Origin of the sequence: Streptomyces sp. NPDC087422 (assembly GCF_044744145.1) — a bacterium.
GTDB lineage: Bacteria > Actinomycetota > Actinomycetes > Streptomycetales > Streptomycetaceae > Actinacidiphila.
Map to the genome: position 1 here is coordinate 392449 of NZ_JBIUXT010000001.1, position 13807 is coordinate 406255.

The following is a 13807-nucleotide window of genomic DNA, read 5'->3' on the forward strand; positions in this document are numbered from 1 at the left end:
CCGTACGGCGCTGCCCGGGTGCCGCCCCGGCGTCGCGGTTAACGCCTCGGAAACAAATGGGTCATGCTGGAGAAATCCCTGATCCCTATGGTCGGGGCAGTGTGCGCCACCGCACTGGCGCGCCTCGAGTTGTCAACCCGACCCGTGGGGCCGGGCCTAGGAGGAGTGGGATGTTCCAGAACGCCGACGACGTCAACCGGTTCATTACGGACGAGGACGTCAAGTTCGTCGACGTCCGGTTCTGTGACCTGCCCGGCGTCATGCAGCACTTCACGGTCCCGGTCTCGACGTTCGACCCGACCGATGAGCTTGCTTTCGACGGCTCGTCGATCCGCGGCTTCCAGGCCATCCACGAGTCGGACATGGCGCTGCGCGCCGACCTCTCGACGGCCCGCGTGGACCCGTTCCGCCGGGACAAGACGCTCAACATCAACTTCTTCATCCACGACCCGATCACCGGCGAGGCGTACAGCCGTGACCCGCGGAACGTGGCGAAGAAGGCCGAGGCGTACCTCGCCTCCACCGGCGTCGCCGACACCGCGTACTTCGGCCCCGAGGCCGAGTTCTACGTCTTCGACAGCGTCCGCTTCCAGACGTCGGCGAACGAGTCCTTCTACCACATCGACTCCGAGGCCGCGGCCTGGAACACCGGTGCGGTCGAGGACAACCGCGGCTACAAGGTCCGTTACAAGGGCGGCTACTTCCCGGCCCCGCCGGTCGACCACTTCGCCGACCTGCGCGCCGAGATCTCCCTCCAGTTGGAGGCCTCCGGCCTCCAGGTCGAGCGCCAGCACCACGAGGTGGGCACCGCGGGCCAGGCGGAGATCAACTACAAGTTCAACACGCTGCTCGCCGCGGCCGACGACCTGATGCTCTTCAAGTACATCGTGAAGAACGTCGCGTGGCGCAACAACAAGACCGCGACCTTCATGCCCAAGCCGATCTTCGGTGACAACGGCTCCGGCATGCACGTCCACCAGTCGCTGTGGCAGGGCGGCACGCCGCTCTTCTACGACGAGCAGGGTTACGCGGGCCTGTCCGACATCGCCCGCTACTACATCGGCGGCATCCTCAAGCACGCGCCGTCGCTGCTCGCCTTCACCAACCCGACGGTGAACTCGTACCACCGCCTGGTCCCCGGCTTCGAGGCACCGGTCAACCTGGTCTACTCGCAGCGCAACCGGTCCGCCGCGATGCGCATCCCGATCACGGGTTCCAACCCGAAGGCCAAGCGCGTCGAGTTCCGCGCCCCGGACCCGTCCTCGAACCCGTACCTCGCCTTCTCCGCCCTCCTCCTCGCGGGCCTCGACGGCGTCAAGAACAAGATCGAGCCCGCCGAGCCGATCGACAAGGACCTCTACGAGCTCGCCCCCGAGGAGCACGCGGGCGTCCCCCAGGTCCCCACCTCCCTCCCCGCCGTCCTCGACGCCCTCGAGGCCGACAACGAGTACCTCCAGGCCGGCGGCGTCTTCACCTCCGACCTGATCGACACCTGGATCGACTACAAGCGCACCGCCGAAATCGCCCCGATCCAGCTCCGCCCGCACCCCCACGAGTTCGAGCTGTACTTCGACATCTAAGCCCGGGGTTACGCCCCGTGCGGCAACCCCCACCAGATGTACCGGAGCCCCGCCACCTCCCTCCCGGAGCGTGACGGGGCTCCCTCGCGTCGGCGGTGGGATCGATCCCCAGGACAGCTCCCGTCAGGCCGGAGAAGGCCAGGTGGCTGCGAGGATGACGTCCGCGTGGGCATCGGGCCGCGCCGCCCGTGGCCGTGGTCGGCCGGGCGGATTCTGCTGATGGTGGTGTGCGCGAGGGGCGTCGGTTATTCGCCGGTGGCGCCGTCGATGGCCTCGCGGAGGAGATCGGCGTGGCCGAGGTGGCGGGCGTACTCCTCGATCACGTGCTCGAGGACGAAGCGCACGTCGGCGGCGCCGAATTCCGGGTTCGGCATGATGCGGGTGAGGTCGGCGGTCACCTTCGTGAAGAGCTGCCGCGACTCCTCGCACGACGTCAGGTAGTCCTCGTAGACGTCCTCGGCGGACGTGGCGTCCGACTCGTCGTACCACTCGTCGCCGTCGGGGGTGGTGTAGGTCCGGTAGGGGAAGAAGCGAGGCACGGTGTCGGCCAACGTCCGCTGGAACCAGGCACGTTCGACTCCTTGCAGGTGGCGCATGAGCCCCAGCAGGGTCAACGCCGAGGATCGCAGCGGGCGTTGGCGCAGTTGGGCGTCCGTAAGGCCCTCGCACTTCCACAGGAAGGTCGCCCGGTGGTAGTCGAGATTCGAGGCGATCACCTCCAGCCAGGAGCCTGACAGCACGCGGTCGGGCCGCACGATGTTCTGCACCACGATGTCGCTCACGCTGGGGTCTCCCTACCGGTCGTGCTCGGCCGAGTTCATACGTCCCCAGGAAGACCTCACCGCGTGCCGGAACTCATCGCCCGCCCGCGATTCGAGGAGAGGCGGCCAGGAGCGCGCCGCCGATCTCCACCGCGAGACCGGCGGAAGGCTCAGTCCGCGTCCGTGTCCGCTGTTTCGCTGGGCGTCGGCGGCTTCTTCTCGTCGACGGCTTCGCTGTATGAGGCCAGTACCTCGTCCATCACCTCGTCCTCCAGGGTCTCCCTCTGGTAGAGCGTCTTGTCCTCGGCGGGGGTGGTGCCCGGCTCATCCGTCATGACCTTCGCATGTCCGCGACGACGAGGTTGATACCGACCAAGGTCGCCTCCGATCCGCGGGAGACGCTTCGTAGGGGGCTCCCCACGCCGCAGGACACGGTCCGTGGCGGCGGGGTGGGGTTGGGGGGAAGGCGGGCGAGGGGGTGTATACCGTGTATACGATGGGGTGGGGCTTCTGGCCCATGGGTTTGAACTGATGACGGAAGGCAGGCACGTCAGCATGCTCACCACGGATTCCATTCTCGGATCGGCCACATGGATCGACATCGCGGCGAAGGACACGGTGGCCGCGGCCGGGTTCTACGGGGCGGTGTTCGACTGGACGTTCCACCCGGCGGGGCCTGACGCCGGGAGTTACGGGACCTTGCAGAAGGACGGGAAGATCGTGGCGGCGCTGGGGCCGCTGGTGGACGAGGGGGCGACCCCGGCGTGGACGGTGTACTTCGAGACGCCGGACGTGGAGGCCACCGCGAAGGCGGTCGCGCAGGCCGGTGGGGCGGTGCGGGCCGAGCCGTTCGACGCGCGGGACGCGGCGCGGATGGCGGCGGTCACCGATCCGGGCGGGGCGGAATTCGCGCTCTTCCAGCCGAAGGCCCTGAAGGGGCTGGAGACCACGTCGGTGTACGGGTCGCTGGGGTGGGTCGAGCTCCAGACGGCGGACCCGGCCGCGGCGCTGGAGTTCTACCGCGGGCTGTTCGGCTGGCGGGGGGCGGACACGCAGGTGGGTGACGCGCCGTACACGTTCGTCTCGACCTCGGAGGGCGACCAGGGGAACACGGCCTTCGGCGGCATCACGGCCGCGCAGGAGGGTGTGAGCCCGCGCTGGGTGCCGTACTTCGACGTGGCGGACGCGGACGACATCGTCACCCGCGTCCAGGGCGCGGGCGGGACGGTGCTGGTGCCGACCGTGGACGTGCCGGGCATCGGCCGGATCGCCTGGTTCGCCGACCCCTCGGGCGCGACGTTCGCCGTACTCCAGCCCGCCTGATCCCGGCTGTCCCGCGCCGCCCCGGGGCCGTACGCCCCGGGGCGGCGGTCTGTCCGGGGCGGGTCGGGCGGCGGCAGGGCAGACTGGGGGTATGCCTGAATTGCCGGAGGTCGAGTCCCTGAGCAGGTTCCTGGCCGAGCAGCTGGTCGGCCGTACGGTCGAGCGGGTGTACCCGGTCGCCGTGCACGCGCTCAAGACGTACGACCCGCCGATCGGAGCGCTGGAGGGGCGGACCTTCGACGCCGTGGGGCGGCACGGCAAATTCCTCGACCTCACGGCCGGGGAGCTGCACCTCGTGATCCACTTGGCGCGGGCCGGGTGGGTGCGGTGGACGGAGAAGATGGCGGACGCGCCGCCGCGCCCCGGCAAGGGACCGCTGGCACTGCGCGTACGGCTCGCCCCGGCAGGGGGAAACGGGGCCGGGGACGAGGCCGGAAGCGACACCGAAACCGGTGCCGGAAGCGGGCCCGGAACGACCGGCGGCGAGGGAACCGGCTTCGACGTCACCGAGGCCGGTACCCAGAAGGGCCTCGCGGTCTACGTCGTACGGGACCCGCTGGACGTTCCGGGCGTCGCACGCCTCGGCCCCGACCCCTTCGCCGCCGACTTCACCCTCGCGGCCTTCACCGAACTGCTGGCGGGCAAGCGCAGCCAGATCAAGGGCGTACTGCGCGATCAGAGCGTGATCGCCGGGATCGGGAACGCGTACTCCGACGAGATCCTGCACGCGGCGCGCATGTCGCCGTACAAGCTGGCCGCCACGCTCACCGAGGACGAGGTGGCCACGCTCTACGACGCGGTCGGTACGACGCTGGCCGACGCCGTCGAGCGGTCGCGCGGGCTGCCGCTGCGCGATCTGAAGTCGGAGAAGAAGAGCGGGCTGCGGGTGCACGGGCGCAAGGGCGAGCCGTGTCCGGTGTGCGGGGACACGATCCGCGAGGTGTCCTTCAGCAACTCGGCGATGCAGTACTGCCCGACGTGCCAGACCGGCGGCAAGCCGCTGGCGGACCGGCGGATGTCCCGGCTGCTCAAGTAGGCGCACACGTGAGCTCGCGCGATCACTCAAGCAGCCGCTCAAGCAGGCGCTCAGGCAATCGCTCAGGCAGGCGCTCAGGCGCTTGCTCACGCGGCTGCCCAAGCGGCCCGTCAACTGGCGTCGCACGGGCCCGCGTCGAGGTCTCGCCCGCTCAAGTGCGGTACGCCCCGCTCCGGTTCGGCGGACGCCGGGGTTCCGAGTTGGTTGACCGGTGACGTTAACCGTTGGTAGCGTAATGAGGCAAAAATGTGATCACCTGCTACCGGGTGTGGGCTCCTGCCATGCCGGGTGGATACCAGGGGAGTACCAGGTGTGATCGAACGCGATGGGGAACGCTCAGGCCCGTAAGTGCTCCCGCAGTCGCCCTCGTTGGCCATTTTCGGCCAATCGGGGTGGCGTCGCGTTGTGGAAAGGCGCCCGCTCGGGGGCAGGCCGCCGATGTGGTTCTTACTCGGAAGAGACACGGGCGGATTTATGACTTCGGAAATTCTCCACCATTCGCGTCGCATGCCGTTTCCCGCGCGGCTCCGCGTGGTGTTGTTCATGGAGGACCAGATCCTGCGCCTCGGGGTGCAGGCGATCATGTCGGGTCTCGCGACCGGTGTGGAGACGTACTTCGCGGCGAACGAGTTCGACTTCATCGGCAAGGTGCGCGAACACGCCCCCGACGTGGCGGTGTTGACCGCGACCAACCGGCGGCTGTGGACGGTCGTCGGGGAAGCCGGGAGGGCCGGGGCGACCGGACGGGTCGGGGCCGCCGGGGGTGTCGGGAGCGCCGGGGGCGAGAACCCGTCGCCACGGCTGCTGTTGGTGATCGAGCAGCATCAGACGGGGGACCTGGCGGGGCTGCCCGCCGACGGTTATCTGATCCGGCAGGACCTGTCGGCGGCCGGAATGGCCCGCGCTCTCGACCAGTTGGCGGCCGGGGAGATGGCGATTCCGGTGGAGCTGGGCCGCAGCCTCATCCAACAGGCGGCGGCAGCGGCCCCGGTGAAGCGGCGCGGGGCGCTGACGTCACGTGAGAACGAGACGCTGGTGCTGCTGGTGCGCGGCCTGAGCAACAAGCAGATCGGCAGGCGTCTGTTGATCTCCGAGCACGGCGCCAAACGGCTGGTGAGCAGCGTCCTGCTGAAGCTCGACGCCACGAACCGGACCAGCGCCGTCGTCAAGGCGATCAGGATGGGGCTGGTCGACGAGGCGACGCTGGCGGACACCGCGAACTGACGGCTGCGCCCGCCCGCGTGAGACGTGAGCCCGTACGGACAGGGGCCGTACGGGCGCGGGCGGCGCTACGGCCACAGGCGGCGCGGGCGCGGGCCGTACGAGCGGAGACGGCACCGGCACCGGCACCAACCAAACGAGCGGCGGCCGCACGCGCCCACCTCGCCCGGCCGCAGGCCCCAACGGCTCACCTCACGCGCCCGCCGCGAACACCCGCGTAAATTCCGTTGAACATTCGGCGTACGAGGCGGCCAACCCCGCCGTACCGCGCGGGCACGCGGCTAGTGTCAGCGGCCGTGACCTCCGTTCCCGACATCGACGACGGCGCCGGGACCTCCGCGCGGCCGGCCCCCGGAACCGACTGGGCGCCGGGCCGCGACGCCCGCCCGGAAGCGGTCCCGACACCCCGCGGCCCCGACGAAGGCGACCGCGACGGCGACCGCACGACCACCCCGTACCCCCTCCCCGTCCGCCTCGCCGCGGCCCTCCTCGGCCTCGCCGCCGTCGCCGCCATGTGCTGGAGCGGGCTCAACCACGACGTGCGGTACGTCCTCGGCGGCATGCGGGCGAGCGGGCGCGGCGGGATTCCGGCGTCCGGCACCTTCGTGCACCGGCCGCTCGCGTACCGCTGGCCGCTGTCGTGGCTCGACCACCTCACCGCCGGGCCGGTCGCCGTGCGCGAGGCGTCGATACGGCTGCTGGTGATCGTCGTCGCGGCGGCCGTCGTGTGGTGGCTGCGCCAGGGCCTCGCGCGCCACCTGCCGCGCCGCGAGGCGAACGCGGTGGCGGGAGCCGTGGGGCTCGCGCTGCTCTTCGCGCCCGCCTGGGACTTCCTCCAGCCGGAGTGGGTGGCCGTGCTGTGCGCGGTGGCCGGTCTCGCCGCCGCGCTCGCGCCGCGCCGCACCTGGGTGGCCGTCGGCCTCGGCGGCGTGCTGGTCGCGCTCGCGGTGCTGGTGAAGTACACGACCGCGCCCACGGCGCTGCTGCCGCTGGGCGCGCTCCTCGTCCTGGACCGGAGGCGCGGCTGGCTGACCACGGCAGCCGCCGCCGTCGCCGCCCCCGCGGGCTTCGCGCTGGCGATCCTCGTGCAGCCGCGCGAGTGGCGCTGGTTCAACGAACTGTCGGCGCTGAACCCCAACACCCCTTTGCAGAAAGGCCTGCACTCCGCCGACGTGCACGCGCTGATCACCACGGTCGGCACCGAGGCGCTGATGAATCCGGTGGTGGCGCTGCTGCCCGCCGCCGTGGTGCTGCTCGCGCGCGGCAGCGCGTCCCGCGCCGCCCGCTGGGCGTGGCCGCTGCTGACGGCGGCCGGGGTCGCGGGCGTGCTGGCCGCGCTGGTGGTGCAGGGGCAGTGGTTCCAGTACCACCTGGCCGCGCTCCCGGTGCTGGCCGCCGCCCTGTGCGGTCTCGCCGTCGCCCGCCGCCCCGACCTGCCGCTGCTCGCCGGGGCCCTGCTGCTCGGCGTCGCCGTCCCCCTGATCGCCGGGCAGTCCTGGAACTGGCGGCACGCGCACGAGACGGCCGCGTACACGCTGGTCTCGGCGGTCGTCGTGGCGACGCTGCTCACGGCCTCGCTGCACGGGCGTGCACGGGTACGGGGACGAGTACGGGCACGGGTACCCGGACAGGTGCCGGTACGCGCCCCCTCCCCCGGCCTCCTCCTCCGCTCCGTCCCGGCCCTCGCCCTGCTCCTCGCGCTGGCGATCCCGGTGTGGCCGACGACGCCGTACTCGTACGACACCCGGCACTCGACCTTCACCTCGCTCGAACGCGCCGCCACCCGGCACGAGTTGACCCGGTGGCTGACCGGCGTCCGGCACCGTATCGGCGCGGACACCCCCGTCACGTACCTGGCGTTCGGCGACATCGGCTATCTGCTCGGCAACCCGACGCACTGCCGCTACCCGACGCCCGACTTCCTCCAACGCACGCGCTACGACCGGTCGATCACCAGTCAGGTCAGCTACCGCGAGAATCTGCGCTGCCTGAGCGACCCCGCCTCGCGCTACGCCGTGCTCGACACCTTCTGGTTCCCGCTGGGCCAGGTCGCGCCCGAGGCGGCGGACACGATCCGCGCCCGGTTCGACTGCCACCGGCCCGTCGCCGCCCTGCCCGCCTACCACTTGGTGATCTGCCCGCGCCGCTGACCCGCTGTCGGCGGCCCGGACCGGGGGTTGTCCCCACCGGGCGTTCGGGTGACAGCTCCATCGATCATGGTGCGCGGCGCGGGTTGGATGGACGCAGTCCGCACGGGGCGGACCTGGGTCGTCCAACGGGGAGCCGTCATGAGGGTGTCGTTGTCGGGGAAGCGCACGATCGTGGCGGCGTGGTCGGTGGCACTGGCCGCGTCCGCGCTGGCGGCGGTGCCCGCGCACGGCTCGGGCGGCCGACACCACTACGGGCAGGGGGACTTGCGCGGCGACCTCGCCGCGGTGCGGGCCGCGGGGGACGGCCAGGTCAATGTCGTGGCGCGGGTCGACACCCCGGACGGGCCGCTGCGGGCGCGGTTCGGCACGGCGGGACGCGGCTCCAAGGAACCCGTCCCGTGGGAACCGGAGTTCCGCGCGGCGAGCACCACCAAGACCTTCACGGCGGTCGTGGTGCTCCAACTGGCCGCCGAGGGCAAGCTGTCGCTGGACGACACCGTCGAGCACTGGCTGCCCGGCGTGGTGCGCGGCCACGGCAACGACGGCTCGCGGATCACGGTGCGGGACCTGCTGCGGCAGACCAGCGGGCTCTACGACTACGTGGCCGACCCGTCCGTCCAGGACCGGCTCTTCCACCACTTCGACGAGAACCGCTACGACGTGACGCCCGCCCCGCAGCTCGTCGCCCTCGCGATGAGCCACCCGCCGCTGTTCACACCGGGACCGGCGGGTACGGCCCGGCAGTGGGCGTACTCCAACACCAACTACCTGCTGGCCGCGATGATCGCGGAGAAGGCGAACGACAGGGCGGAGCGGACGGCGGGCGGATCGGGCGCCACCTGGCGGGAGTTGGTCGAGCACCGCGTCATCGCGAAGCTGGGGCTGCGGCACACGTACATCCCCGGCGACAATCCGTTCCTGGTCGGGCCGCACGAGCGGGTGACCGTGGACGCTCCCGACGGCGGAGTGCTCGACGCGACCGAGCTGAGCTTCCAGCACACGGCGGACTCCGGGGTGGTGAGCACGCCGGGCGACCTCAACACCTTCTTCCGGGCGCTCGCGACCGGCGAACTGCTGCCCGCCGAGCAGTGGCGGGAGATGCGCGAGACGGTGCCGTACGACGATCTGCCGGTGCCGCCGTCCGGCAGGCAGGGCGGTTACGGGCTCGGGCTGCGCGTGGTCCCGCTGAGCTGCGGCGGCGTCTCCTACCTGCACGAGGGCGACGGTTTCGGCGTGTACACCCGGCCCGCCGTGAGCGCCGACGGCCGCCGCGCGGTGACGGTGTCGGTGACCACCACCACCGCGCTGATCGACCAGGACAAGGTCAATCGCGCGGTGGAGGCGCTCACCGACGACGCGCTGTGCGACCGTCAGGCGCCGTGACCCGCGCCGACGGCATCACGAACGGCGCGGGTCGCACTCCGGTCAGGCGCTGTAGACCTCCAGTTCGGAGAGCTGCCCGGCGGGCCAGCCGGTGTTGGCGGTGAAGTTCAGCCGCACGTAGCGCGCGGTGACCGCCGACGGCAGGTTGATCGTCACGGAGTTCCCCGACGCGGGGTTGAACGTGTAGTTCTGCGCGGGGATCTGGGTGGTCAGCGGGACGCTGGGGCCGGCCTGTACGGAGATGGTCTGGGAGCGGGTGCTCCAGGCGGTGGGCGGCGGCAGCTTGAGCACCAGCCGCTTGACGGTGGTGGTGAGGCCGAGGTCGACCTGGATCCACTGCGGGAAGGCGTTGTTGTTGCTCTCCCAGTACGAGTTGGGATCGCCGTCGACCACGTTGCCCGAGCCGTAGACCTGGGTGTGGCTGCTCTCCGAAGTGGCCTTGCCCAGGGCGAGGTTGGTGCCCGGCGGCACGGTCGTCGCGTCGGTGGTGACGCTGACCTGGTTGGACGCGGGGGACACGTTGCCCGCCGCGTCGACGGCCTGGACGGTGAAGGCGTAGGCGGTGGACGGGCTGAGCCCGGTGACGGTGGCGGTCGTGGCGTTGCCCGCCGCGCTGCCCGCCTGGGTGCTGGTGGAGCCGGTGACCCGCATGATCCGGTAGCCGGTGACGCCGACGTTGTCGGTCGAGGCGGTCCAGGCCAGCGCGGCGGTGGTGTCGGTGTGCCCGGTGACGTGCAGCGTGCCGGGCGCGGTCGGCGGTACGGTGTCGCCGCCGCCGGAGACCAGCGGCTGGGTGGGGCGGACCGCGGTGAGGGCGATCTGGCCCTTGAGCATCTTGCCGCCGTCGCCGGTCAGCCGCAGGTAGTAGTCCGACGAGCAGGCCGTACCGTCCTCGTCCAGCGCCAGGAAGCCGGAGTTGGTGGGCGTCCACGCCTGGGACTCAGCGGTCTTGGCGATCTGGTTGCCCTCGTTGTACTCGTCGAACATCGAGATGTAGATGCCCTGCACCCCGGCCCGGCAGACGTTGTAGAACTGCCGCCACATGAAGTCGCCGTGCGCGCGCTGCCGTCCGGAGACGTCACCGGGCAGGACGCACGGCTGGTAGTCGATGCCGTGCGCGGCGCAGTCGGCCTCGTCGCCGACGGTGTAGGTGTTGTAGGCGTTGTCGGAGTCGCCCGCGTTGCCGATCGCGCCGACCATCCACGGCGAGATCATGTTGAACGCGTGGTAGACGTCCGAGTAGCCGGTGCGGGTGCCCGCGCCGCCGGTGCGCCACTCGCGCGGCACCCCGCCGATGACGTAACAGCCCTGTCCCTTGAACCAGTTGATGACGTCGATGCAGGCGTCGGTGCTGAACGGGTGGTTGTTGTCGTTGAAGCCGAAGCCCCAGATGCAGACGACCGGCTTGCCGTTCTGCGTCGCGTACGCCGAGGAGGCCGTGTGGGCCTTCATCTTGTTGGTCCAGTCCGTCTTGATCTCGGACTGCATGTTCGTCCAGCCGGTGACGTCGTACATGATGTAGAACTTCCGGCTGTGCGACTCCGCGGCGCTGCGCACCTTGGTGGCCATCGCGTCGCGCGTCGGGCCTTCGCCGCCGGTGGGGTTGAAGCGCTGGAGCGCGGCGGTGTCGATGCCGTACTGCTGCATCCACTGGAAGTGCGTGTCGACGGTCTGCTGGTCGTAGGACGAGAAGAGCGTCGCGGGCTGGCCGTTGCCGAGGGCGGCGTATCCCGTCTGGTAGGTGTGGGTGTACTCGCGCATGTCCGGCCAGCTACTGATGCCGGTGTTGGACGGTGACGGGGTCTGGCCCCAGTTCTGCGTCCAGTGCCACCAGCCGTTGATCGGGGCGCCGTCGCCGATGCAGGCGAACCAGCCCTGATAGCCGACCGTGACCTTCCCGACCACGTCTCCCGGCCCGCTGGCCGCTGTCGCGCTGCCCGCGGCGGCGGTCTCCGCGACACCTAGGGTTCCTGCCGCAGTGGCCGCTATGGCGGCTTGCAGGAAGACCCGGCGTGTGACACCCATCTGGACTCCTCCGATCGGCTGTCAACTCCCGCCGCCCGCGCGGCCGTCGGGCACTCGGGTGAGTGCTCGGGCGAGTGCTCTGCGGCAGGGGCCGGAAGTCTGGTGCGGGGGATCGTAACGACAGGGTTACGTGAGCGCAATAGATCGCGCAGCAGGCGAAATAATTGACAGAGATGACGCAAGAACCGTTCTGTCGTGGTTTTCGGTGGTGCCGCGCGGGATGGGCGCAAAGGTTCACAAGATTGGAACCGGGATCTCAGCGGAATCCAAGAAACGATTCATACGGTCCTCCGCATGGATGACGAACAGACGTCCGGCGGAGCTGGGGGTGACGCCGGGAGCGGGGCCGGAGACGTGGCCGGAGACGTGGCCGGAGACGTGGCCGCGGACACAGCCTGGGACGATGCCGGGAACGAGACGGGGAGCGGGGCCGCCGCGCACTGGTGGACCCGGCGGCCCCTCGTGGTGTCCACCACGACACTCGCGGTGATCGCGGTGCTGACGCTGGCCACCGTCATCCAGTCGCCGTCCGCGCGGGCCGGGGCGGACGGAAAGGCGACCAGCGGCGCGACGGACAAGGCGTCCCCCTCCCCCGCCCCCACCACCGCGAAGCCCTTCACCCCGGCGCAGGCGCCCTCGACCGCCACGCCCTCGACCACCACGCCGCCGACCACCACGCCGCCCTCCCCCTCGGCCGCTCCCCCGCAGAAGACGACGGCCACACCCGCGCGGGACACCCAGGCCGAGCTGCGCGCGGCGATCAAGGCCCTGTCCGACACCGGCTCCGGGCACTTCTCGGTCGCCGTGACCGAACTGGGCGGGGACAGCGACGACAGCGGCAGCACGGTCGCCACGTACGACAGCGGCGACACGACGGCGTACGACACCGCGAGCATCGTCAAGGTCGACATCCTGGCGGCGCTGCTGCTCCGGCATCAGCGCGCGGGCACCCAACTGACCTCCGGGCAGCGCGACTTGGCCACCGACATGATCGAGCAGAGCGACAACGACGCGGCGCTCGCGCTGTGGGAGGCCATCGGCGGCGGGCCGGGGCTGGCGTCCGCCAACGCCTCGCTCGGCCTGAGCCACACCACCCCCGGCAGCGGCGAATTGTGGGGCCTGACCCAGACCACCGCCGCCGACCAGATCACCCTGCTGCGCGCGGTCTACGGAGACGGCGACGACTCCCCGCTCAGCGCCGCCTCACGCGACTACATCTCGGACCTGATGCACGCGGTCACCGCCGACCAGCGGTGGGGCGTGTCGGCCGCCGACTCCGACGGCGGCGACTACGCGCTCAAGAACGGCTGGCTGCCGCGGAGCGCCACCGGCCTGTGGGACGTCAACAGCATCGGGAAGGTCGAGCACGACGGCCATACGCTGCTGGTCGCGGTGCTCTCCGGCGGCCATGTGTCGGAGCAGGACGGGATCGCGCTGGTGGAACGGGTCGCGGAGGCGGCGGCGAAGGCCGTGACGTAAGGAGAAGGCCCGTCCCGTAGGAAGCCAGGAAGCCAGGAAGCCGCCCAGGGGTGCCCGGGACTCCGGCGCTCAGCCCGCTGACCAGGCGATGACCGGCGGTACGACGCGGGCGCACAGCGGGTGCCCCTTGGGGTCGGTGAGGCCGAGGCGCCCGGTGAGCCGCCCGGAGCGTACGGCGGCGGCGAGCACGTCCGGCTCGACGGCTTCGAGCAGCAGCTTGGCGCGGCGGAACACCGCGAAGGACCCGTCCGCGCCGACCCCGCCCCACGACAGATAGACGAAGCGCCCGCCCGGCCCGCCCTGCACGTAAGGGCCGGTCAGCTCGGTGCCGTCCGCGACCGTCCGCGCGACGCACTCCAGCGTCCATACGGCGCGGTCCGCGTCGCCGGGGGTCGGGTCGAGCAACTCCCCCGGTTTCGCGCGCCGTTGAACGGCGACGTGGATGTCCGTGTATCCGGGGAAGCCGGGGGCGGCGGCGCAGGCGCGACCGGGAAGGCCGGTGCCTTCGATGCGGAGCGTGACGGGCGTGGAGGTGCCGGGCGTCGCTGGGGCCATGCGGTCATTCTGGCATTCCGCGCATCCGACCGGACGGGTTTGTCAGTTTGGATTGACGCGACATCGCGCGTCAGCCTAGCCTGACACCCATGGATACCAACAGTGTCTCCGCGGCCGTGAACTCGGACGACCCCGCGGTCGGCCTGCGGGCCGTCGGCGCGCTGCACCGGCTCGCCGAACAGGTCGAGGCCGCGCATGTGGCGCTGGCCCGCCGGAAGGGCTGGTCGTGGGAGCAGATCGGCGACGCCCTCGGGGTGTCGCGTCAGTCGGTGCACGCGAAGTACGGAAAGTGAG

General features: G+C 71.1%; 12 protein-coding genes. 8 read left to right on the forward strand and 4 right to left on the reverse strand.

The window, feature by feature from the left end; all coding sequences use genetic code 11:
• Positions 1-170 precede the first annotated feature (170 nt).
• Entirely contained in the window at positions 171-1580 is a 1410-nt protein-coding gene (gene glnA, locus ACIO6U_RS01735; protein ID WP_188283233.1) for a type I glutamate--ammonia ligase, read from the forward strand.
• A 245-nt stretch (positions 1581-1825) separates the two neighbouring features.
• Here the strand turns inward: glnA and ACIO6U_RS01740 are convergent, their stop codons facing one another.
• Positions 1826-2362: a DinB family protein gene (locus ACIO6U_RS01740; protein ID WP_401714798.1), complete on the reverse strand. Its 537-nt coding sequence runs from the start codon at positions 2360-2362 to the stop codon at positions 1826-1828.
• A 149-nt stretch (positions 2363-2511) separates the two neighbouring features.
• Positions 2512-2676: a hypothetical protein gene (locus ACIO6U_RS01745; protein ID WP_391043825.1), complete on the reverse strand. Its 165-nt coding sequence runs from the start codon at positions 2674-2676 to the stop codon at positions 2512-2514.
• 196 nt (positions 2677-2872) lie between these two features.
• On the opposite strand from ACIO6U_RS01745, the gene ACIO6U_RS01750 reads away from it, so the two are divergent.
• From ACIO6U_RS01750 to ACIO6U_RS01770, 5 genes are all read left to right on the forward strand, one after another.
• A complete protein-coding gene (locus ACIO6U_RS01750; protein ID WP_355334365.1) occupies positions 2873-3664 on the forward strand; it encodes a VOC family protein in 792 nt (263 codons plus the stop codon).
• Positions 3665-3755: 91 nt separating this feature from the next.
• On the forward strand, positions 3756-4700 hold the full coding sequence (locus tag ACIO6U_RS01755) for an Fpg/Nei family DNA glycosylase (RefSeq protein WP_401714800.1): 945 nt from the start codon (positions 3756-3758) through the stop codon (positions 4698-4700).
• 543 nt (positions 4701-5243) lie between these two features.
• On the forward strand, positions 5244-5924 hold the full coding sequence (locus ACIO6U_RS01760) for a response regulator transcription factor (RefSeq protein WP_401714802.1): 681 nt from the start codon (positions 5244-5246) through the stop codon (positions 5922-5924).
• 293 nt (positions 5925-6217) lie between these two features.
• Positions 6218-8071 (forward strand): hypothetical protein, encoded by a 1854-nt coding sequence (locus tag ACIO6U_RS01765; protein ID WP_401714804.1) that lies wholly within the window; start codon positions 6218-6220, stop codon positions 8069-8071.
• A gap of 138 nt (positions 8072-8209) precedes the next feature.
• Positions 8210-9454 (forward strand): serine hydrolase, encoded by a 1245-nt coding sequence (locus tag ACIO6U_RS01770; protein ID WP_391159966.1) that lies wholly within the window; start codon positions 8210-8212, stop codon positions 9452-9454.
• A gap of 42 nt (positions 9455-9496) precedes the next feature.
• On the opposite strand, the gene ACIO6U_RS01775 is transcribed toward ACIO6U_RS01770, so the two are convergent.
• Positions 9497-11479 (reverse strand): discoidin domain-containing protein, encoded by a 1983-nt coding sequence (locus ACIO6U_RS01775; RefSeq protein ID WP_391159969.1) that lies wholly within the window; start codon positions 11477-11479, stop codon positions 9497-9499.
• Between the two features lie 294 nt (positions 11480-11773).
• On the opposite strand from ACIO6U_RS01775, the gene ACIO6U_RS01780 reads away from it, so the two are divergent.
• Positions 11774-12958, forward strand: a complete 1185-nt coding sequence (locus tag ACIO6U_RS01780; RefSeq protein WP_401714807.1) for a serine hydrolase — start codon at positions 11774-11776, stop codon at positions 12956-12958.
• A 69-nt stretch (positions 12959-13027) separates the two neighbouring features.
• On the opposite strand, the gene ACIO6U_RS01785 is transcribed toward ACIO6U_RS01780, so the two are convergent.
• Positions 13028-13513 carry a DUF5990 family protein gene (locus ACIO6U_RS01785; protein ID WP_401714809.1) on the reverse strand — a complete coding sequence of 162 codons (486 nt, stop codon included), beginning with the start codon at positions 13511-13513 and terminating at the stop codon, positions 13028-13030.
• Positions 13514-13602: 89 nt separating this feature from the next.
• Here ACIO6U_RS01785 and ACIO6U_RS01790 point away from each other — a divergent pair, with 89 nt between their 5' ends.
• Entirely contained in the window at positions 13603-13806 is a 204-nt protein-coding gene (locus ACIO6U_RS01790; RefSeq protein WP_355334380.1) for a helix-turn-helix domain-containing protein, read from the forward strand.
• Position 13807: the final 1 nt, after the last annotated feature.